The following is a 20,978-nucleotide window of genomic DNA, read 5'->3' on the forward strand; positions in this document are numbered from 1 at the left end:
CTCCGGTGTTACAAATAGGTCGGTCAACGAGGCGGGAGGTGGCGGCAATTGAATGCGGACGAGCGACAGCATCAGATCGTCGCCCTGGCCCGCCGGCACGGTGAGGTCGAGGTCGCGAAACTCGCGGCCGAACTCGACGTGTCCGCCGAAACCATTCGCCGCGATCTGCGCCTGCTGGAAAAGCACGGCCTGATCCGGCGAACCCACGGCGGGGCCTATCCCGTGGAGACTGCGAAATTCGAGACCGACCTCGCCATGCGGACCATTCGCGGGGTGCCCGAGAAACGGCGTATCGCGGCGGCCGCGGCCGGCCTCATCGGGGACGCGGAAACGATCTTCATCGACGAGGGCTTCACGCCTCAGCTGATCGCCGAGGCGCTGCCGGCCGACCGGCCGCTCACCGTTGTGACCGCGTCGCTCAACACCGCGGCCTGGATGGCCGCGAACTCGCCGGCCACCGTTCTGCTGCTCGGGGGCCGGGTGCGGGGACGCACGCTGGCCACCGTCGACCACTGGGCGGCGGCCATGGTCTCCGGCTTCGTGATCGACCTGGCCTTCATCGGGGCCAACGGGATCTCCCGGGAGGTCGGGCTCACCACGCCGGACCCGGCCGTCGCGGACGTGAAGGCACGTGCGGTGGCGGCCGCCCGCCGCCGGGTCTTCGTCGGCATTCACACAAAATTCGGCGTACGCACATTCTGCCGATTCGCTGAGATATCTGATTTCGAATCACTGGTCACGGACACCGCATTACCGGTCTCCGAGGCGAACCGCTATTCCCGGCTAGGACCGCAAGTCATCCGGGTCTGAGATTCACCACTCCCACTCGCCGTTTTAGATAAACGGAGGTTCCACCATGTCCAAAAAACTAGCTGTGGTCGTGGCCGGGCTGCTGGCCTTCACGGCCGGCTGTTCGGGCGCCGGCTCGACCACCAGCGGCGGCGGCGACTCGGCCGACAACACGATCACCGCGCTGATGGTCGGCAACCCGCAGATGGAGGACATCCAGAAGCTGACCGCCGAGCACTTCACGAAGCAGACCGGGATCACCGTGAAGTTCACGATCCTCCCGGAGAACGAACTGCGGGACAAAGTCACCCAGGACGTCGCCAACCAGGGCGGACAGTACGACGTGGCCACGGTCGGCGCGTACGAGGTGCCGATCTGGGCCAAGAACGGCTGGCTGCACGAGGTGTCGACGCAGGCTCAGGCCGACTCCGCGTACGACGTGAACGACCTGATCAAGCCGATGGTCTCGTCGCTCAGCGGCGAGGACGGCAAGCTCTACGCGGCGCCGTTCTACGGCGAGTCGTCGTTCCTCATGTACAACAAGGAACTCTTCGACGCCAAGGGCCTCAAGATGCCCGAGAAGCCCACCTGGGCCCAGGTGGCCGACTTCGCCGCCAAGCTCGACGACAAGGGCAAGGGCGTCTCCGGCATCTGCCTGCGTGGCCTGCCCGGCTGGGGTGAGCTGTTCGCGCCGCTGACCACGGTCGTCAACACGTACGGCGGCACCTGGTTCGACAAGGACTGGAACGCGCAGGTCAACTCGCCGGAGTTCAAGGAAGCCACGAACTTCTACGTCAACCTGCTCAAGCAGCACGGTCAGCCCGGCGCCCCGCAGTCCGGCTTCACCGAGTGCCTCAACACGTTCGGCCAGGGCAAGGCAGCCATGTGGTACGACGCCACGTCGGCCGCCGGCACGCTGGAGGACCCCAACGCCAGCAAGGTCGCCGGCAAGGTCGGCTACGCGTACGCCCCGGTGAACAAGACCGAGTACTCGGGCTGGTTGTGGACGTGGGCGTGGGCCATGCCCAAGACCACCAAGAAGGCCGACGCCGCCTGGAAGTTCATGTCGTGGGCGACCAGCAAGGACTACGAGAAGCTGGTCGGCGAGCAGCTCGGCTGGTCCCGGGTGCCGTCCGGCAAGCGCACCTCGACCTACTCGATCCCTCAGTACAAGGAGTCGGCGAAGGCGTTCGCGGACGTCACGCTCGGTTCGATCGAGCATGCCGACCCGACCAACCCGGGTGTGCAGCCGCGGCCCGCACTGGGCGTGCAGTTCGTCGGCATCCCCGAGTTCGCCGACCTCGGCACCAAGGTGTCGCAGGAGGTCAGCGCGGCCATCGCCGGCAGCAACACGGTCGACAAGGCGCTGGCCGACGGTCAGAAGCAGGCCGAAGACGTGGCGAAGAAGTACAAGTAAGTGACCACTACGGTCGCCCGGCCGGGCAGGCGCACCCAGGCGCCTGTCCGGCCCCCCAAGGGCGGAGCCAAAGACCGCTGGGTACGCCGGGCGCCGTTGCTGCCCGCGCTGATCTTCGCCATCGTCATCACCCAGGTGCCGTTCCTCTACACGATCTATCTCTCCACGCTGAGCTGGAACGCGCTGCGCCCCGGGGACAAGCCGTTCGTCGGGTTCGACAACTACGTCACCGTCCTGACCGATTCGCGGCTGCGATCGGCCCTGGTCAACACCGTGGTGCTCACGGCCGGCGCGGTGATCTTCTCGCTCGTCCTCGGCCTGGTGTTCGCGCTGCTGCTGGACCGTAAGTTCTTCGGCCGCGGCATCGTCCGGACCCTGCTCATCACGCCGTTCCTGGTGATGCCGATCGCCGCGGCGCTGCTCTGGAAGCACGCCCTCTTCAACCCGACGTACGGGCTGATCAACGGCATCTTCGGCGGCTCGACCGACTGGGTGTCCTCATATCCGAAGGCCGCCGTGATCACCACGCTGGTCTGGCAGTGGACGCCGTTCATGATGCTGATCCTGCTGGCCGGCCTGCAGTCGCAGTCGCACGAAGTGCTCGAGGCGGCCCGCGTCGACGGCGCGAACGCGTGGCAGATCTTCCGCCGGATGACCCTGCCCCACCTGCGCCAGTACCTGGAGCTGGGCGCGCTGCTGGGCTCGATCTACCTGGTCAACACGTTCGACGCGATCTTCAGCATCACGCAGGGCGGGCCGGGCACGGCGACGACCAACCTGCCGTACGAGATCTATCTGACGATGTTCCGCAAGTTCGAGTACGGCGAGGCCTCCGCGGCCGGCGTCATCGTGGTGATCCTGACGATCATCGTCGCGACGTTCGCGCTGCGGGTCATCTCCAGCCTGTTCAAGATGGAGGAGAACCGATGAGGGCGCTGAGCACGCCCGCGGCGGAAAACAGAAAGAAAAGCCGGGGGTTCCAGAACTCCCTATGGGGCATCGCCGCCTGGATCGCCGGGATCGTGTTCGTGTTCCCGGTGATCTGGATGGTGCTCACCAGCTTCAAGCAGGAGAACGCGGCCGCGACCAACCCGCCGTCCTGGTTCTTCGCGCCCACCCTGGCCCAGTACGGCCAGGTCTTCGACCGCAACATCACGCCGTTCCTGCTCAACTCGCTGATGGCCAGCGTCTTCTCGACGCTCCTGGTCGTGCTGCTGGCCACCCCGGCCGCGTACGCCCTGTCGCTGCGTCCGGTGGCCAAGTGGAGCGACTCGCTGTTCTTCTTCATCAGCACCAAGATGATGCCGGTCGTCGCCGCCTTCCTGCCCGTCTATCTGCTGGTCAAGCACCTCGGCATGCTCGACAACATCTGGACGATGGTCATCCTCTACACGAGCATGAACCTGCCGCTCGCGGTCTGGATGATGCGCTCGTTCCTGCTCGAGGTGCCGCGCGAGGTGCTGGAGGCCGGCGAGGTCGACGGGGCCGGACTGCTCACCTCGATCCGCAAGATCATCCTGCCCATCGTCAGCCCCGGTCTGGCTGCCACGGCGTTGATCTGCTTCATCTTCGCCTGGAACGAGTTCTTCCTGGCCGTGAACCTGACCGCCACGAACTCCGGCACGTCGCCGATCTTCCTGGTGGGGTTCATCTCGTCCGAGGGCGCCTTCCTGGCCCGGCTGTGCGCGGCCGCGACGATCGTGTCGCTGCCGGTGCTCATCGCCGGCTGGGTGGCCCAGAACAAGCTGGTCCGCGGCCTCTCGATGGGAGCCGTCAAGTGAGGGCAGCCGTCGTCGTCACGCCCGGAAAGATCGCGATCGAGGAGGTGCCGGACCCGGCTCCCGGCCCGACCGACGTGGTGGTCAAGCCGGCCGCCGTCGGCATCTGCGGCACCGACCTGCACATCATGGACGGCGAGTTCGCCCCGTCGTTCCCGATCGTGCCCGGTCACGAGTTCGCCGGCGAGATCGTCGCGGTCGGCTCGGCGGTCACCGGCTACGCGGTCGGCGACCAGGTCGCGGTCGATCCGTCGCTGTACTGCGGCTACTGCTACTACTGCAAGCGGGCGCGGGGCAACCAGTGCGAGAACTGGGCGGCGATCGGGGTGACGGTCGGCGGCGGCGCCGCCGAGTTCGTGGCGGCGCCGATGGCGAACCTGTTCAAGCTGCCGAGCCACCTCGCCGCCAGGGACGCGGCGCTGATCGAGCCGCTCTCGTGCGCGGTCCGCGGCTTCGACGTGCTGCCGCGGGCGATGGCCACCTCGTACCTCATCTACGGCTCCGGGACGATGGGGCTGATGATGCTGGAGCTGGCCAAGCGGGCCGGGGCCGAGTCGGTGTCCATGGTGGACCTGAACCCGGCCCGGCTCGAGACGGCCGAGCGGCTGGGCTGTTCGGCCGCGACCACCTCGGCCGCCGAGCTGGACGCGCCGCGGGGCTTCGACGTGGTCATCGACTGCACGGGCGCCGAGGCGGCGATCCGGGATGGTTTGTCGCGGGTCGGACGCGGTGGCACGTTTCTCCAGTTCGGAGTGTCGGGCTATGACGCGCGGGTCGCGATCGAGCCGTACGAGATCTATCGGCGCGAGATCACGATCACCGGCTCGATGGCGGTGCTGCACAGCTTCGACCGCGCCGGGCAGCTGCTCGCGGCCGGGGTGCTCGACCCGTCGATCTTCGTGAGTCACCGCTTTCCGCTGGCCGACTACGCGCAGGCGCTCGACCAGTTCCGGGCCGGGGTCGGGAGGAAGATCCTCATTGAGCCGTGAGTGAAACCTTACGGCTAGTTGTCAGGCAGTCACTCTTCAGGATCAAATAGACGGGTGGGTACGCCCGAGGAGTCACGCCACAGCCTCGCGCCTGGCCGTCTCGGCGCGGCCGCTGTCACGTTCTTCGCGCTGGCCGTGACGGCACCCATCGCCGTTCTCATCACCGTGGTGCCCGCCGCCTACGCCACCGGCGGCGGGCCTCTGGTTCCGCTGAGTTTCCTGGCCCTCGGCGTCGTCCTCGTCGTGTTCGCTCCCGGCTACGCGGCCATGGCCAACCGGGCGCCCTTCGCCGGTGCGATGTACGCGTATGTCGCTCGGGGCCTGGGCCGGCCGGCCGGAATCGGTTCGGCCTGGCTCGCCCTCGCGTCCTACCAGGCGATTCAACTCGGCCTCTACGGTCTGGTGGGCGCCGCCGCAGCTCCCCTGCTGCGCAGCTGGTTCGGTGTGGGCGCCGAGTGGTGGATGGTCGCGGCCGGCTGCTGGCTGCTGGTGGCGCTCTGCGGCACGATCCGGGTCGAGATCGTCGGGGGTCTGATCGCGCTGATCGTGCTGGCCGAGATCGCGGTGGCGGCCGGCTTCGCGACGGCCAATGTGCTCGATCCGGGCGACGGCGGGATCACCGTCGGCAGCATCCTCCCGCCGGGGCCGGGGATCGACCGGTCCGCGCTAGGTCTGTTGCTCGCGGTGGGTGTGCTCGCCTTCGTCGGTTTCGAGACCACCGGGGCGTACGCCGAGGAATCGATCCGCCCCCGGCGGGATTCCGGCCTCGCCGCCTACGCGACCGTCACCGTCTTCGCCCTCCTGCTGGCCGGCGCCTCGTGGTCGCTGAGCGCGGCCACCGGCGCGGACCGGATCGCCGGCCTGGCCCGGTCCCGCGGCGCCGAGCTGCTGTTCGACCTGGCTGCCGCCCGCCTCGCGCCCTGGGCCGTCACGCTGGGCCGGTTGATGCTGCTCACCGGCCTGCTCGCGGCGATCCTGGGTCTGCACTTCGCGATGTCGCGCTACCTGTTCGCGCTCGGCCGCGAACGCGTTCTGCCGGCCGGACTGGGTCGCACCTCCCGCCGCACCCTGGCTTCTCGCGCTGCCTCGCTGACCCAGTCCGCCGTCGCCGCGCTGCTGCTGGCCGGGGCGGCCGCGGTCGGAGTGGCCGACGCGCCGCTGACCGGCCGCCGTCTGATGATCGCGGGCGGCGCCGGCATCCTCGTGCTCCTGATCCTGACGTCGGTGGCCGCGCTGCTGCACCTCAACCGGGTGCCGAACGGCGAGGGCGCGTTCACCCGCTTCGCCGCGCCGGTGCTGGCCAGCGTCACCCTGGGCGCGCTGGGCTACCTCGTGCTCCGCGACCTCGCCGTGCTGTTCGGCGTGCCCGGCAGCTCGCCGCTGCGCTGGATCGTGCCGGTCGCGCTGGCCGCCGCGTTCCTGCTGGGGGTGGCGCACGCGCTCACCGTGCGTGGCGCCCGGCCGGTGATCTACGCGGGCATCGGGCATGGCGGCGTCCCGGTGGTGGTCACCCCGGCGGCTCCACGACCCGAGTCCTCGGCCGAGGAGCTACCTGTGGCCGAGGAGCGGCCCTCGGCCAAGGATCGGCGCCCCGCCAAAGAGCCGGGCGCCCACCGGCCCGAGCGAGTGCAAAGCTGATGCGCGCGCCGGATCCGACCCCCGAACGGGAACGGATCCGTGCGCTGGGCATGGACCCTGCGACCGGTCGATACCGGCACAACGAGGCGGTGACGGCTGTCCGTATCGAGGTCGAGCTGGGCGTGCGCCTGACCCGGGCCGCTCCCGGGTGCCGGGCCGACTGGTTCGACCAGCGCGGACGCTCGTACGACGCGGTGGGCCCGTTCGCGGCCCACCGGTTCGAACGGCAGTGGGCGCGTTTCTCGCAGCAGATCGTGCTGCACCTGAAGAAGGCGGACCTGGTGCCGGTGGACGTCTCGCTGTTCACCGCCGACCAGGTGGCAAAGGTGGAAAAGTTCGTGACAGAGCAGGGCTTAGCACCGCGGGTCTTCATCCTGGGACGGCGACAATGGCGGCTCTCATCATGGTTCGACCGGGCCGGGACTGGCAGGCGACGGGCGGGCTCTTCGAATGGACGCTGGAATATCTCATCCCGCGCCTCGACGACCGGAGGACCGCCGACCGGCTCCGCCTGGTCGTCGCGGAGAACCTCGGCAGCCTGTGGATACCCGACCTGCCCGACGCGGGCCGCGAGCAGATCTACGCGCTGCTGCGCTCGGACCTGGTCGCGGCCGCCCGCCGCGAGCTGCCGGAGGGGCCGGCCAAGAGCGACGCGCTCACCCAGCTCCGCGAGCTGGTCGCACTCACCTGGGTCGAGGGCCCGTCCTAGGCGAAGAACTCCTGGATCTGGGTGAGGGTCAGGTAGCCCTGCACCTCGGGCTCGTGCGTGGGCTCGGGCAGGCGTTTGGCGGTGACCGGCACGTCCGGGACGTCGCGGGGGACGCACGGCAGAGGTGGGCTGGGTGGCAGCGCGGGCAGCGTGAGGGCCTGGCGGATCACTTCGAACATCTCGCGCACTTCGTCGGCCGCCGTGCGTTCGGCCGAGGCCGTGCCGGTGGGCAGTGCGCAGGTGAAGTTGGCCTGCAGGCGGTCCTCGAGGCGGCGGATGTCGGCACTGGGCCGCAGGTGGTCGAGCCGCCCTTCGGCGACGATGCCCAGCTCGCAGGTGCTGAGGCCGGACTGCTGCCACCACGATCGCCAGCGAGGGTCGGCGTCGAGGGTGAGGGCGACGTGCTGCAGGGCGACCACGTACTCGCGCGGGGCGTGGCCGCCGCGGGTGGTGGTGCCCAGGTGCGGGTGCAGCCAGGAGTCGCTGTCCGCGGCGTCCGAGCTGTCGTCGACCATTTCTGCATGGTGACATTTCGGCTGCCCGTAGGTCTGCTGGACGGCCCGCACGTACGGGCGAATTCTGCGTACATAAGTCAGCGATATAAATTGGGGTCGTGCAGCCTGCCACCTTGACCACGGATCCGACCATGCCCGCCGAGGATGCGGCTGTCGCCGCCGGTTTCGAGCGCTTCTACGAGACGCTCCGCCGGTTGACGCCGCGCGGCCCGCTGAGCCTGACCGCCGCCTCGACGCTGCGCCGCCTCGAGCGTTCCGGCCCGCACCGCCTGTGTGAGCTCTACGCGCCCGAGGGAATCAGCCAGCCCGCCATGACGCAGCTGGTCACCCGCCTCGAGAAGGAGGGGCTGGCCGAGCGGACGAGCGACCCCAGCGACGGGCGGGCCGTGATCGTGAGCATCACCGAGGCCGGGCGCGAGGCTGTGTCGCACCGCCGCCGGGTGCGTGCCGAGGCGCTGTCCGAACTGCTTCAGGGCCTCACCCCCGAGCAGTACGAGGCGGTCGTCGCCGCCCTGCCGGCGCTGGAGCGGCTCAGCGACCTGGCCACCGAGCAGGCCTCCTAGCGGAGTGCCACCGAGTCGCCGGGCCGGCACTGAGGCGCCTACGACGCGGGGGACATCTTCTGGAGGCCGATCGTGGCCAGCAGGTCGAGCTTGCCGCGCGCGTCCGTGCCCGGTCGCGCGGTGCTCACCACCATCCGCAGGTCCGTGCCCTGGGTGGTCAGAACGTTGGAGTCGATCGGAATGTCGCCGACCTCGGGGTGCTCCACGGTCTTGCTCGCGGTTTCGTGCTCGGCCACCGCGCGCAGCTCCCACAGCCGCCGGAACCGATCGATGCGCACCAGCCGGGCCACCAGAGCGGCCAGGCCGGGATCGTTCGGATACCGGCCGGTGGTCGCGCGCAGGTCGGCCACCAGGGAGTTCTCGAACTCGGAGCGCTCGGCCGCGGTCTGGCGGATCCGCGAGAAGTGCCCTTCGAACTGGCCGATCAGCGCGCTGCGTTCCGCCTCGGGCTGCCGTGTCGGATCACCGAACGTGGCCGCGAACAGCGGGTTCCAGTGCAGCAGTTGCCAGGTCGCGTCGTAGATCGCGACCGGGTTGTCCTTGAGCTGGTCCACTATCCGGTGCAGGCTGCCGGGGATCAGGCGCGGCACCCGTCCCGGATCGGCGGCGTGCCCGGCCAGGCGCATCAGATGCGCCTGCTCATCGTCCGACAGCTGCAGCGCGCGGCCCAGCGCCGCACAGACCTGGGCCGACGGGGTGGTCGCCTTGCCCTGCTCCAGCCGGACCACGTATTCGACCGAGATGCCGGCCAGCATCGCCAGCTCCGACCGCCGCAACCCCGCCACCCGCCGCGGCGAATGGTGCGCGAGCCCCAGCGCCGCCGGATCCAGCCTGTCCCGCCAGGCCCGCAGCGCCGCACCGAGTTGACTCATGCCCACCATGGTCCTCCGGCCCGGCCGTCCCTGGGTGGTACGGCCTGTACCAGCACCTCCGTTGGCTCCCGCTGCCGCCGTCGCGGCGGCACGCTCGAAGCCATGAACGACACCGTCACGCTCGCCGACAACCTGACCCTGACCCGCATCGGCTTCGGCGCCATGCAACTCGCCGGGCCCAACGCCTTCGGCCCGCCGCGCGACCGCGCCGCGGCGGTCCGGGTGCTGCGCGAGGCCGTCGACCTGGGCGTCACGCACGTGGACACCAGCGATTACTACGGGCCTTTCGTGACCAACGAGATCATCAGGGAGGCGCTGCACCCGTACCCGTCGAATCTTCGGATCGTCACCAAGGTCGGCTTCCGCCGGGGACCCGGCGGAAGCTGGGACCCCGCCCCGGACGACCTGCGCGCCCAGGTCGAATCGAACCTCGAGCACCTCGGCCTGGACGCTCTCGACGCGGTCAACCTGCGCGTCGAAGGCCCCGGCGCGCTGGCTGGGAGCTTCGCCGAACTGGCGGGCCTGCGGACGGAGGGCCTGATCCGGCACCTCGGCCTCTCCAACGTCACTGCCGAGCAGGTCGCCGAGGCCCGGGCCATCGCCCCCGTCGTCTTCGTGCAGAACATGTACAACCTGGTTCTGCGGACGGACGACGCCCTGGTCGACAGCCTGGCCGCGGACGGCATCGGCTATGTGCCGTTCTTTCCGCTCGGAGGCTTCAGCCCGCTGCAGTCCACCGTTCTCGACGAGGTGGCGGCTTCGGTGGGGGCGACGCCGCAGCAGACTGCGCTGGCCTGGCTGCTGCGGCGCAGCCCCACCATGCTTCCGATCCCGGGCACGTCCTCCGTCACCCATCTCCGCGAGAACGTGGCCGCTGCGGACCTCTCCCTGCCCCCGTCCGCTGTCGCCCGTCTCGACGCCCTGGCCGGCTGATCCCCGTCGCGTCTACGAGGTGGGGTGGCCGGCCAGGAAGGCGGACACGCCCATGTCAGCGCTGACGGCTTGGGCGGTTTCGCCGGCCTGGGCGTTGAGGGCCTGGACGGCGTCGAGCTGCGCGGCCGGGGCGACGACGGTGCGGAGCGGGCGCTCACCGTCCGGGGTCTCGACCAGGGCGACGATGGCGTCCGAGACGGCGGTCGGGTCGCCGGGGGTCTGCGTCTGGCGCTCGGTGAGCTCGGCGACAAAACGGCCAAAACCTTCCCCGTACGCCCCGAAGCGCGCCGAATCGGCCGGCAGCACGGCGTTCGCGCCGATGTTGGTGGGGTACGGAGCCGCGTCGACGATGACCGCCTCGACCCCGAACGGCGCCAGCTCGTGGTGCCACGCCTCGGTCAGGCTCCCGAGGGCGGCTTTGCTCGCCGCATACAGCCCCGAGTAGGGAATGGTGACCCGGCTGGAGATCGAACCGACCTGGATGAGGACGCCGTGTCCCTGCTCCCGCAGCCGCGGCAGGGCCGCCCGGGCCACGCGCAGCGCGCCGAAGACGTTCACGTCGAACTGACGCTGCGCCTCCTCGGCGGCGAAGGCCTCGACCGGGCCCGGGAAGATTCCGCCGGCGTTGTTCACCACCGCGTCCAGACGGCCGGCCGCGCTGGTGACGGAGTCGATCGCGTGGTCGGCGGAGTCCTGGTCGGTCACGTCGAGCTCGACGACGTGCAGATCGAGCTTGTCGGCCGAGGCGAGCGCGGCCAGCTCGGCGGCTGCCTTCGCATTGCGGCCGGGCACGTCGCGCAGCGCGGCGAAGACCTGGTGGCCGCGTCGGGCCAGCGTTTCCACGGTCAGGCGGCCGAAGCCGGAGCTCGCACCGGTGACCAGCACGACGCGGCGAATGTCCTCGCTCATTTCTCTCTCCCTTGCCTCAGGAAGCGGGGTGGCACCCCGCTTACCCGTCGTACGATATGGGGGGTCGCCCCACTTGGCAAAGGAAAAGTGGGGTGTCCCACCACTTTTGGAGGGATCCCGGCGTGGCACTCGTGAAGCCGAAGCGGGCGGACGCACGGCGCAACTACGACCAGATCGTGGCGGCGGCCGAGGCCGAGATCGCCCGGCATGGCGCCGAGGCGTCGCTCGAGGAGATCGCCCGGCGTGCGGGCGTGGGCTCGGCGACCCTGCACCGGCATTTCCCGTCGCGGCAGGCGTTGCTGGAGGCGGTGTTCCACGATCGCGTCGAGGTGCTGTGCGGGCAGGCGCGCGAGCTGGCCGGGCGCCCCGATCCAGGTGCCGCGCTCGGTGAGTGGCTACGTGCCGTCGCTCGCTACGGGGCGACCACGCGGGGTCTGGCCCGGTCGCTGCTGGGCGGGGGTCGCGCGGCCGAACCGCCGCCGGACAGCACCTGCGAAACGATGCTGGTGGACGCGGGGGGCGAGCTCCTGCGGCTGGCACACGCCGCCGGCAGCGTGCGACCCGACGCGTCGATCGTCGATCTGCTCACGCTGGTGAACGCCATCTCGCTCGCCACCGAGGGCGGCGCCGACGCGGCCGCCGAGGCGACCCGGTTGACCGATCTGGCCCTCGAGGGCGTGCGCCCCCGGGCCTGAGAGGCCCCGCGGATGGCTCTGAGAGGCGCGAGCGCAACCCGCCCGGCCTGAGCGGTGTGCGCGCCTGCGGGGTGTGGCGGAGCGCTGGTCAGAGGGTGGCGGTGGCCAGCAGTATGGTGGCTATCTCGCGGGCCATGAGGGCGGCCTTCGAGTCCTTGTCCATGCGGCCGCCGACCGACGCGCCGTCGTAGAGCACGACCAGCTGGTCGGCCAGCGTGGCCGGGTCTCTGGCGCCGGCGTCGCGGGCCAGCTCGAAGAAGAGGCCACGCGTCCACGCCCGATTGGCGTTCGAGACCAACTCGATCGCGCCGCCGGGGGTCGACTCGGCGCTGGCGTTGTAGAAGGGGCAGCCCCGGAAGCCGGGCGTGCCGGTCAGCTCGGCGAGCACCTCGAACACGCCGAGCAGGCGGTCGCGGGGGTCGTCGTAACGCTCCAAGCCGGCCAGCAGGCGGGTGCGGCGCAGCGCGTGCCGGCCCTCCAGATAGGCCCGGACCAGCTCCTCCTTGCTGCCGAAGGTGCTGTAGAGCGAGGCCTTGGCGACGCCGGCGCGCTCGATGACGCGGTCGATGCCGACGGTGTGGATGCCCTCGGCGTAGAACAGCTCGTCGGCGGCGGCCAGAAGCCGGTCGCGGGCCGTCGGCTTGCGGGTGGTGGAGGGTGACGCGGCGGACATGACGTTGACGATAGCAGACAGACCTGTCTAGTCTCGGCCAGCCAGACAGACCTGTCTGTTAGATCTTCCGGAGGCACCCTCCATGACCACCCTTGCCGACCCTCCGCCGTCCGTCCGCAACCGGCGGCTGTCCCGCCCGGTCGCGTTCGCGGCGATTGCCGCGATCTTCGTGACGTTTTCCGCGGCATCTGCGGCACCGTCTCCGCTGTACGTCGTCTACCAGCACCTCTGGAGCTTCTCGGCGACCACGCTGACCGCGGTCTTCGCCGTCTACGTGGTCGGCCTGATCGGCTCGCTGCTGGTTCTCGGCGCGCTCTCCGACCACATCGGTCGCCGTCCCGTCCTCGCTGCGGCGATCGCGGTCGAGGCGGTCTCGCTCGTGCTCTTCCTGACCGCCGGCGACGTCGGCGTCCTCCTCGCCGCGCGGCTGATCCAGGGCATCGCCACCGGCGCCGCGATGACCACGCTGGGCGCGGCCCTGGTCGACCTCAATCCGCCGCACGCGCCCGGCCGGGCCGGCCTGATCAACGGCCTGGCCCCGGTCGCCGGACTGGCGGTCGGCGCGCTCGGCACCGGCGTCCTGGTCCAGTACGCACCCTCGCCCACCCACTTCATCTGGGCGCTGCTGCTGGCCGGCATGGTGCTGGCGGGCATCGTCGTGGCCCGCATCCCCGAGACCTCCGCCCGTCGCCCCGGTGCGGCCGCCTCGCTGGCGCCCCGGCTCGGCGTTCCGCCCCGGTTGCGCGGCGACCTGCTCGCCCTCGTCCCGATCATCGTGGCGAGCTGGGCCATCGGCGGGCTCTACCTCTCGCTCGGCCCCTCGGTGGCGGCCGGCGTGTTCGGCATCGGCAGCCACCTCGTCGGCGGCCTGGTGGTGACGCTGCTCTGCGGCACCGGCGCGCTGACCTCGTTCCTGCTGCGCAACGTTCCCACCAAGCGCGTGCTGCTGCTCGCCGGCAGCCTGCTGACCGTCGGCGCGGCGGTCAGCGTGACCGGCCTGGAGCTGAGCAGCGCGCTGCTGGCTGCCGTCGGCACGGTGATCTCGGGCGTCGGGTTCGGCGCCTCGTCGCTGGCCTCGTTCGGCACGCTGGCCGTGCTGGCGGCCCCGCACGAGCGCGGCGAACTGTTCGCGGTGGCGCTGGTCATCGCGTACGTGGCCTTCAGTGTTCCGGCCGTGATCGCCGGCTTCGCGGCCACCTCGGCCGGCCTGCACGACACCGCTCTGGTCTACGGCCTGGTCGTGGCCGTGCTCGGGGCGGCCGCTCTGGTCGCTCAGCAGATGCGGAAATGCGTCACCGCGTAGCCGCTCTTTCGTGGCGCCCCGGCGTGGGCGGTCCCCATCGGACCGCCCACCCTGCACCATAGTGGGGCGTATCGGACACGAGAGGCTGGCATGAGACGACTTCTGGCGGCGGCCACCACGATCGCCCTGACGGTGATCGCGGCTCCAGCGAGTAAGGCCCAGGCATCTCAGCACCAGAGTGATGCGCAGGCGGCGGTTCAGCAGGCGAGTAAGGCCCAGGCATTCCAGCATGAGGCGCGCCCGGCGGGCCGGACAGCGCCGACGATCAAGTGGAGCGCCTGCGCCGAGTCGGCTCTGCGGCTTCGCAAGGCCGAGTGCGGAATGCTGTCCGTGCCGCTCGACCACGCCGCCCCGTACGGCGAGAAGATCCAGATCGCGGTGTCCCGGATCAGGCACACCGTCGCCGAGGCCAAGTATCAGGGCGTCGTGCTGGTGAACCCGGGTGGGCCGGGTGGCAAGGGCCGGGCCCTGTCGGTGATGGGTGCGCTGGTGCCCAAGGGCGCCGGGGCCGCGTACGACTGGATCGGTTTCGACCCGCGCGGAGTGGGCGCCAGCAAGCCGTCGCTGAGCTGCGACGCCGGCTACACGGGCTACAACCGGCCGGCCTACGTGCCGACGACGCCCAAGATCGAGCGGGCGTGGCTCCAGCGGGCCGAGGGCTACGCGCGGGCCTGCGGCAAGGCCGGCGGCAAGCTGCTCGAACACCTGAAGAGCCTCGACACCGTACGGGACATGGATCTGCTGCGGCAGGCGCTGAACGCCCGTCAGATCAACTACTTCGGCTTCTCGTACGGCACGTACCTGGGCCAGGTCTATGCCACCCGGTACCCCGAGCGCGTGCGCCGCATGGTGTTCGACGGCAACGTCAACCCGGCCCGGGTCTGGTACGACTCGAACCTCGACCAGGACATCGCGTTCGACCGCAACATCAAGATCTACTTCCGGTGGATCGCCAAGAACCACCGGACGTACCGCCTGGGCCGGACCGGCCGCGAGGTGGAGCGGCGCTTCTACGCCGAGCAGAAGAACCTGGCCCGCACGCCGGCCGGCGGCAGGATCGGCCCGTCCGAGCTGACCGACATCTTCCTGCAGGCCGGTTACTACACCTTCGGCTGGGACGGGATCGCCCGCGCCTTCAGCGACTGGGTGCGCGACGGCGACGCGTCCGGGCTCCGCAGGCTGTACGACACCAACAACCCGCAGACCAAGGACGCGGACAACAACTACGCGATCTACCTCGGGGTGCAGTGCACCGACGCGGAGTGGCCGCAGAGCTGGACCAAGTGGACCGCCGACAACTGGGAGGTGCACCGCAAGGCGCCGTTCGAGACCTGGGCCAACGCCTGGTACAACGCGCCCTGCCGCACCTGGCCGGCCCGCAGCGGGATCCCGGTGACCGTGTCGGGCGAGACTGTCCCGCCGGTGCTGCTGATCAGCGAGACCCTGGACGCGGCCACGCCGTTCAGCGGCAGCCTCGAGGTCCGCAAGCGGTTCCCGCGCTCGGTGCTGATCGAGGGCGTCAACGGCACCACCCACTCGGGTTCGCTCTCCGGCAACAGGTGCGTGGACGACACGATCGCCGACTACCTGGCCACCGGCAAGCTGCCGAAGCGGCTGCCGGGCGAGCGCTCCGACAAGCGCTGCAGGCCGATCCAGCCGCCGGCTGCCGTCGCGGCGACCGAGGCCAAGCGGGCGCCGGCACCCGTCGAAGAGGTGCGGAAACTCATCACCGGCCGGTGACAGTGATCACGGCCCCCGCCCGACGGCGGGGGCCGTTGGCTATGCTCGGTGCCGCGAAGGGGAGTAGCTCCCAATGTCGCGGTCGACATACTGACCCCTGACTCGTTCCGGGGTCCGGCCGCGCGGCCTTTCACACAAGGCGAGCGAGACCTTCGACTTGGCTGTCAGACAACGGCCGGGTCGAGGCCGCCCTGCGCTTCTTCTTCCCGGTCCTCGAATCGGGAGAGTTATCTGTGGAAGGCTTCCTCGTCGCGACCGCGGTCAGTTTCGCGGTGATCTTCGTGGCCGAGCTGGGCGACAAGTCCCAGCTCATGGCGATGACGTTCGCAACCCGTTTCAAGACCCTTCCGGTGCTGATCGGCATCACCGTGGCCACCGCGATCGTGCACCTGGTGTCGGTCGGCATCGGCTACGGTCTCGGCGCGACGCTGCCGACCGGCTGGATCAACCTGGTCGCGTCCCTGGCGTTCCTCGCCTTCGGCGCCTGGACGCTGCGCGGCGACAGGCTGACCGACGACGAGAAGACCAAGGCCGAGCGCAGCACCGGCTCGGCGATCCTGGCCGTCGGCGGCGCGTTCTTCCTGGCCGAGCTGGGCGACAAGACCATGCTGGCCACGATCACGCTGGCCACCCAGTACGGCTGGTTCGGCACCTGGCTGGGCTCGACGGTCGGCATGGTCGCGGCCGACGCGCTGGCCATCGTCGTCGGTCGCATGCTCGGCCGGCACCTGCCCGAGAAGGCCATCCGGTACGGCGCGGCCGCGCTCTTCGCTATCTTCGGCATCTGGTTGCTGATCGAAGCGATCATCGAGCTGCGATAGGGGAACGGCGTGCGGCAATATCGGGCGGAAGTGACGGCCGACGTCACTTTTACGACGGGCGGTCGCCTGCAGACGCAAGGCCTGCGGGTGGAGGTGCCGCACCTGGAGGTCACCGAGGCCGATCTGGTCCGGATCCTGGTCGGCTCGCTCGGGCTGCGCGACGTCGAGCGGGTCGAGCTCACCGGCGTACGCACGTTCGCCGAGCCGGCGGCGCCCGGCTCGCCCGATCCGGCCCCGCGGCTGCGGTTCGTCGAGCTCAGCCACGTGATCACGGACGGCATGACGACGTATCCGGGCATGGCCGCGCCGGCGATCACGGTCCACCAGAGCTGGGAGCAGTCCCGCCCGCACTACGCCGAGGGCACCGAGTTCAGCCTCGACCGCATCGAGATGCTCGGACAGACGGGCACCTACCTGGACGCGCCGAGGCACCGCTACGACGGCGGCGCCGACCTGGCCGGGATGCCCCTGGAACGGCTGGCTGACCTGCCCGCCGTCGTGGTGCGCACGGCCGGCAGCGGGCGCCGGGCAGTCACCGAGGCCGACCTCGAGCCGCTCACGGTGGCCGGGCACGCCGTGCTGCTGCACACCGGTGGCGACCGGAGCTGGGGCACGCCCGAGTACTCCGTCGACGCGCCCTACCTGAACGGCGAAGCCGCCGCGCTGCTGGTCGAGCGGGGCGCCGCGCTGGTCGGCATCGACTCGGTCAACCTGGACGACGCGGTGCCCGGCGGTGAGCGACCGGCACACACCGTGCTGCTGGCGGCGGGCATCCCGGTCGTCGAGCACCTCACCGGCCTCGAGAACCTGCCGCCGCACGGTGCGCGCTTCACCGCCGCGCCGCCGCGGATCACGGCTTTCGGCACGTTCCCGGTGCGGGCGTACGCGCAGGTGCCGTTCTACGAGCCGCACGACCACACGCGGTCGGCGGGCTGGCAGCCTTCCTGACGCCGAACGCTCAAATCCGGCCCGAACCGGCCGAAGTGGTCTACGTGACCGCTAACCCCCTGCGGGCCGACCCCGACCAGCGACTCGACGCCGATGGGCCCGCGCCAGCCGGCCCGCGTGCCTTCAACAACCCTACCGAGGTGGCCTTCGCCCAGGCCGCCACCCTCTTCGAACAGCTCGAGCTGGAGCGGGCCGTCGCCGTGCTCCAGCCCGTGCTGGCCACCGAGCCCACGGCCCGTGAGGGCTGGATCCTGCTGGCCCGGCTGAAGCTCGCGATGGACGACGCCCCGGCCGCCCTCGACGCGGCCGACCGGGCCGTCCGGCTCGACCCGGCCGACCCGCGGGCGCTCGCCCTGTCGAGCCGCGCGCTCACCGTGATCGGCCGGCACGAGGAAGCCGTCACGATGGCCTACCGGGCGGTCATCGCCGAACCACGCAACGCGCTCTGGCACGACCGGGTGGCCTGGGCGCTGCTCTCGGCCGAGCGGCAGATCGCGGACGCCGAGCAGGCCGCCCGCACGGCGATCGGGCTCGACCCGACCGAGGCGCACTACTACTACACGCACGGCGTGACACTGGACGCGCTCGGCCACCTCGACCAGGCGCGGCAGGCGCTGCTCATCTCGCTGCGGATGGAACCCGAGAACCCGGTCGCCCAGCACCGGCTGGCCGTGCTCAACGGCGAGGCCGCACGCCCGGCCGACAACAAGAAACGCGGCTGGCGACTGTTCGGCCGGAAGAGCTAGACGGCCGCGCGGTTCTTGTAGCGGATCCTCAGCCACACCAGCCAGCCCAGGCCGATGATGAAGCCGAAGCTGATCATGCGGTAGAGCACGACCGCGGCCACCGCGTAGCCGCTGTCGAGTCCGCCCGCGACCAGGCCCAGCACCAGCGCGGCGTCGACCACGCCGAGGCCGCCGGGAACGATCGGCACGCTCGCCGCGGCCATCCCGGCGCAGTAGGCGATGACCAGGCTGACCGGGTTCACCTCGCCGGCGCCCACCGCGACACAGCACAACCACAGGCAGAACGCGTCGAAGAGCCAGTTGAGCAGGGCGAGCACCACCGCGAAGGCGAAGTTCGCCGGATTGACACGCACCTCGCGCAGCTGTTCGACGAAGCCGACCAGCCGGGCGTGGCCGTGCTCGCGCGGCCGCCGTCGCACCCGGTTGACCCCGCCCAGCAGGGCCCGCACCGGGCGGTCCAGCAGGTGCGGGTGTTCGGCCAGCTGGCGTACGCCGAACGCCACCGCCACCGCCCCGATCGCGTAGCCGGCCAGCGAGTGCCAGCTGCCGGTGTTGCGGGTGAGCAGGCCGCCGACCGCGCCGATCACCACCAGAGCGCCGGCCGACAGCACCCCGCTGAGCGCGATGCACCACGACGCGACGGCGGGGGAGACCCCGTACCGGCGGAGCTGCTGGAAGTTGAACGTGGTCGAGAAGACCGGGCCGCCCGGCAGCGTGGCGCTCAGCGAGTGGGCCGCGTACGCCGTGGCGACGTGCTTCTTCATGCTGACCTTGGTGCCCGCGCCGCGCAGCAGGGCCCGCTGCATGCGGGCGTACGTGCCCATCGAGGCCATTTCGGCCGCGAGCGCCAGTGCCACCCATTTCCACTGGGGCGCGCGCAGCTGGGCGAGGGCCGTGGCCAGCGACGACCAGCCCAGCGCCAGCTCGACCCCCAGCACGACCACGACGATGGCGGCCACGGCGGGCCCCCGCCGCCACCACGGCGGCGGCCCGCTCGTCGCCCGGGCGGTCGGCTGCTGCACGGCCATCGAGATCATCGTCGCACTCCCGGTGGGAGCGCGCCGGACATCAGCGGGTGTAGGCCAGCAGATCCAGGTCGCGCACCGACTCGGGCTCGGTGGCCTGCACCTTCAGCGTGTTGTCGGGCCCGAACAGCGACAGCACCCGCCGGCCGTCCTCGTCGGTGCGGACCAGCAGGTTGCCCTCGGCGTCGAAGACGGCGCCCACCACCGAGCCCCGGACGGGCAGATCCTCCAGCCGGCCGGTCGACGTGTCGACGATCGTGTCGGCCGTATCGGTGCCGGTCGTGTTCTCGCCCGTGGTCTGCAACGGCACGGTCACCCGGCGGCCGGTGATGTCGACGCTGGTGGGCTTGCAGGCGGCCAGGCCGTCGGGGTTGTCGCGGGTCTGGGTCGCGCCCAGCACGGGCACGCTGGTGCTGGTGTCGGCATCGCCCTCGGTCAGTTTGAGGCCGCAGTACGAGGTCGCGTAGACCAGCGTGGTGCCATCGCCCGACCAGCGGAAATGCTGTCCGGCCGCGAGCGCGGCGGGCAGCGGCGTCACCGTGCCGGTCTCGACGTCGAGGATGCCTGGCGCGGAGTCGAGCTCGGTCGCGTCGATCAGCAGGCGGTCGCCCCCGGGCGACCAGACCGGTGCCTGATCGGCGGCGACCACGCCCGCCAGCACCTGTTCCGGCTCGCCGCCGGCCTCGCTGATCAGCAGCGTCCCGTCGGACACGTAGGCGACCCGGTTGCCGTCGGGTGAGATGCCGACCGAGGACGGGGCGTCGCGCAGCACCACCTCGTGCGCGCCGTCGTCCGGTGACATGCGGACGACGTCGGGCCGGCTGTCGCGTTCGGCGTAGAAGACATGGCCGGTCATGTCGGAGAGCGCGCGCGACTGCGGCTTGGCCGGGCGGGGCTTCTTCGTGGGCCGGCCGCCCTGGTCGCGCTGGCGGGCCGGGACGGTCGCGGACGCGGACGTGCGGGTCGGCTTGGCGCTTCGCAGGGGCGGCGCCGCCACCGAGGACGGCCGGGCGGCGGCCGAGGACTGCGGACGGGCCGCGACCGGGACGTCGGCCTGCTTGTGCTGCGGAATCTGCCACAGCCCGCTGGCCAGCACGCCGAGCACGAGCACGGCGGCGCCCGTGCCGACGGTGGCCTCGCGGCGGCCGATCCGGCGCGACCGGTGCACGGCCCGGTCGTACATGTCGGTGGGCTCGACGACGTCGGCCAGGTCGCGCAGCGAGGCCCGGAGCCGGTCATGATCGGCGCTCATCGGCCACCCTCCGGCACCTCGGTGAGTACCCGCAGGTCGGGCAGCAGGGCACGGAGCCGGGCGAGAGCGCGGCCGGTCTGGGTCTTGACCGTGCTGACCGAGACGCCGAGCAGTTGGGCCGCCTCGGCCTCGGTGTGGTCCTCGAAGAAGCGCAGCACCACCACGGCCCGCTGCTTGGCGCTGAGCGTGAGCAGGGCACGGCGCAGCACCAGGCGCTCGACGGCGGCGTCGGCCGGGTCGTCGGCGCCCCGGCGATCATCGGGTTCGAAGTCGGCCGGCAGCACCTCGGCCACCTTGGGACGGCGCCAGACGGACACCTGCGCGTGGTACATGACCTTGCGGGCGTACGCCTCGGCGTTCTCGGCCCGGTCGAGGCGCGGCCAAGCCCGATGGGTGCGAGCGAGCGCCTCCTGCACCAGGTCTTCGGCCAGGTGTTGATCTCCGGTCAAAAGGTACGCCGAGCGCAACAATGCGTGCGTCCGCGTACGGACGAAATGCGCATAGTCGGCCTCGCGGGCGTCCATTCGAGGGTGTCCGTTCGAGGTGTCGAGGGAGACGTGAGCGTACCCAGGCGGCTCAAGGACCGCGCTGCCGGTCACGTCCTCCCCCTTCACCCCGCGCGGGCCGGGCGATGCCACCCCGTGTGGGCACCGACCAGCGACT

22 protein-coding genes are annotated in these 20,978 nt (G+C 70.9%); 15 read left to right on the forward strand and 7 right to left on the reverse strand.

Going from position 1 to position 20,978, the window contains the following annotated elements; translation table 11 throughout:
- The first annotated feature begins 48 nt into the window (after positions 1–48).
- The 7 genes from LXN57_RS18170 to LXN57_RS18200 all read left to right on the forward strand — a co-directional run bounded on the left by LXN57_RS18170 (position 49) and on the right by LXN57_RS18200 (position 7,320).
- The gene (locus tag LXN57_RS18170; RefSeq protein WP_221379669.1) at positions 49–810 is read left to right on the forward strand and encodes a DeoR/GlpR family DNA-binding transcription regulator; all 762 of its coding nucleotides are present in this window, start codon (positions 49–51) and stop codon (positions 808–810) included.
- 46 nt (positions 811–856) lie between these two features.
- A complete protein-coding gene (locus LXN57_RS18175; protein ID WP_251799346.1) occupies positions 857–2,206 on the forward strand; it encodes an ABC transporter substrate-binding protein in 1,350 nt (449 codons plus the stop codon).
- Complete coding sequence (locus tag LXN57_RS18180; RefSeq protein ID WP_251799347.1) at positions 2,207–3,136, forward strand: carbohydrate ABC transporter permease; 930 nt, start codon at positions 2,207–2,209, stop codon at positions 3,134–3,136.
- A complete protein-coding gene (locus LXN57_RS18185; protein WP_251799348.1) occupies positions 3,133–3,987 on the forward strand; it encodes a carbohydrate ABC transporter permease in 855 nt (284 codons plus the stop codon). The genes LXN57_RS18180 and LXN57_RS18185 overlap by 4 nt, the downstream gene beginning before the upstream one ends.
- Positions 3,984–4,973: a zinc-dependent alcohol dehydrogenase family protein gene (locus tag LXN57_RS18190; protein WP_251799349.1), complete on the forward strand. Its 990-nt coding sequence runs from the start codon at positions 3,984–3,986 to the stop codon at positions 4,971–4,973. The genes LXN57_RS18185 and LXN57_RS18190 overlap by 4 nt, the downstream gene beginning before the upstream one ends.
- A gap of 54 nt (positions 4,974–5,027) precedes the next feature.
- Entirely contained in the window at positions 5,028–6,611 is a 1,584-nt protein-coding gene (locus tag LXN57_RS18195) for an APC family permease (RefSeq protein ID WP_251799350.1), read from the forward strand.
- A gap of 403 nt (positions 6,612–7,014) precedes the next feature.
- Entirely contained in the window at positions 7,015–7,320 is a 306-nt protein-coding gene (locus LXN57_RS18200; protein WP_251799351.1) for a hypothetical protein, read from the forward strand.
- Here the strand turns inward: LXN57_RS18200 and LXN57_RS18205 are convergent.
- Entirely contained in the window at positions 7,317–7,835 is a 519-nt protein-coding gene (locus LXN57_RS18205; RefSeq protein ID WP_251799352.1) for a hypothetical protein, read from the reverse strand. The genes LXN57_RS18200 and LXN57_RS18205 overlap by 4 nt on opposite strands.
- A gap of 113 nt (positions 7,836–7,948) precedes the next feature.
- Here LXN57_RS18205 and LXN57_RS18210 point away from each other — a divergent pair, with 113 nt between their 5' ends.
- A complete protein-coding gene (locus LXN57_RS18210; protein WP_251799353.1) occupies positions 7,949–8,398 on the forward strand; it encodes a MarR family winged helix-turn-helix transcriptional regulator in 450 nt (149 codons plus the stop codon).
- 38 nt (positions 8,399–8,436) lie between these two features.
- Here the strand turns inward: LXN57_RS18210 and LXN57_RS18215 are convergent, their stop codons facing one another.
- A complete protein-coding gene (locus tag LXN57_RS18215; RefSeq protein WP_251799354.1) occupies positions 8,437–9,270 on the reverse strand; it encodes a helix-turn-helix transcriptional regulator in 834 nt (277 codons plus the stop codon).
- Between the two features lie 102 nt (positions 9,271–9,372).
- On the opposite strand from LXN57_RS18215, the gene LXN57_RS18220 reads away from it, so the two are divergent.
- The gene (locus tag LXN57_RS18220) at positions 9,373–10,203 is read left to right on the forward strand and encodes an oxidoreductase (protein ID WP_251799355.1); all 831 of its coding nucleotides are present in this window, start codon (positions 9,373–9,375) and stop codon (positions 10,201–10,203) included.
- 12 nt (positions 10,204–10,215) lie between these two features.
- Here LXN57_RS18220 and LXN57_RS18225 read toward each other — a convergent pair whose 3' ends face one another.
- On the reverse strand, positions 10,216–11,112 hold the full coding sequence (locus LXN57_RS18225) for an SDR family oxidoreductase (protein WP_251799356.1): 897 nt from the start codon (positions 11,110–11,112) through the stop codon (positions 10,216–10,218).
- Between the two features lie 122 nt (positions 11,113–11,234).
- Between LXN57_RS18225 and LXN57_RS18230 the strand changes: the two genes are divergently transcribed.
- Positions 11,235–11,807, forward strand: a complete 573-nt coding sequence (locus LXN57_RS18230) for a TetR/AcrR family transcriptional regulator (protein ID WP_251799357.1) — start codon at positions 11,235–11,237, stop codon at positions 11,805–11,807.
- Between the two features lie 88 nt (positions 11,808–11,895).
- On the opposite strand, the gene LXN57_RS18235 is transcribed toward LXN57_RS18230, so the two are convergent.
- The gene (locus LXN57_RS18235) at positions 11,896–12,480 is read right to left on the reverse strand and encodes a TetR/AcrR family transcriptional regulator (protein ID WP_251799358.1); all 585 of its coding nucleotides are present in this window, start codon (positions 12,478–12,480) and stop codon (positions 11,896–11,898) included.
- 82 nt (positions 12,481–12,562) lie between these two features.
- Here LXN57_RS18235 and LXN57_RS18240 point away from each other — a divergent pair, with 82 nt between their 5' ends.
- From LXN57_RS18240 to LXN57_RS18260, 5 genes are all read left to right on the forward strand, one after another.
- On the forward strand, positions 12,563–13,783 hold the full coding sequence (locus tag LXN57_RS18240) for an MFS transporter (protein ID WP_251799359.1): 1,221 nt from the start codon (positions 12,563–12,565) through the stop codon (positions 13,781–13,783).
- A gap of 90 nt (positions 13,784–13,873) precedes the next feature.
- On the forward strand, positions 13,874–15,523 hold the full coding sequence (locus LXN57_RS18245; protein WP_251799360.1) for an alpha/beta hydrolase: 1,650 nt from the start codon (positions 13,874–13,876) through the stop codon (positions 15,521–15,523).
- A gap of 233 nt (positions 15,524–15,756) precedes the next feature.
- Positions 15,757–16,344, forward strand: coding sequence for a TMEM165/GDT1 family protein (locus LXN57_RS18250; RefSeq protein ID WP_251799361.1), 588 nt, complete (start codon positions 15,757–15,759; stop codon positions 16,342–16,344).
- 9 nt (positions 16,345–16,353) lie between these two features.
- Entirely contained in the window at positions 16,354–17,292 is a 939-nt protein-coding gene (locus LXN57_RS18255) for a cyclase family protein (protein ID WP_251799362.1), read from the forward strand.
- Between the two features lie 44 nt (positions 17,293–17,336).
- Positions 17,337–18,038, forward strand: a complete 702-nt coding sequence (locus LXN57_RS18260; RefSeq protein WP_251799363.1) for a tetratricopeptide repeat protein — start codon at positions 17,337–17,339, stop codon at positions 18,036–18,038.
- On the opposite strand, the gene LXN57_RS18265 is transcribed toward LXN57_RS18260, so the two are convergent.
- Genes LXN57_RS18265 through LXN57_RS18275 form a run of 3 tightly spaced genes read right to left on the reverse strand, consistent with a single transcriptional unit; the run spans position 18,035 to position 20,839 of the window.
- Positions 18,035–19,066, reverse strand: coding sequence for a lysylphosphatidylglycerol synthase transmembrane domain-containing protein (locus LXN57_RS18265; RefSeq protein WP_251799364.1), 1,032 nt, complete (start codon positions 19,064–19,066; stop codon positions 18,035–18,037). The two genes, LXN57_RS18260 and LXN57_RS18265, sit on opposite strands and share 4 nt — an antisense overlap.
- Before the next feature lie 40 nt (positions 19,067–19,106).
- The gene (locus LXN57_RS18270) at positions 19,107–20,315 is read right to left on the reverse strand and encodes a hypothetical protein (RefSeq protein WP_251799365.1); all 1,209 of its coding nucleotides are present in this window, start codon (positions 20,313–20,315) and stop codon (positions 19,107–19,109) included.
- Positions 20,312–20,839, reverse strand: coding sequence for a SigE family RNA polymerase sigma factor (locus tag LXN57_RS18275; protein ID WP_251799366.1), 528 nt, complete (start codon positions 20,837–20,839; stop codon positions 20,312–20,314). The genes LXN57_RS18270 and LXN57_RS18275 overlap by 4 nt, the downstream gene beginning before the upstream one ends.
- Positions 20,840–20,978: the final 139 nt, after the last annotated feature.

Source organism: Paractinoplanes hotanensis (assembly GCF_023717965.1).
In the GTDB taxonomy this organism is placed as follows: Bacteria; Actinomycetota; Actinomycetes; order Mycobacteriales; family Micromonosporaceae; genus Actinoplanes; species Actinoplanes polyasparticus.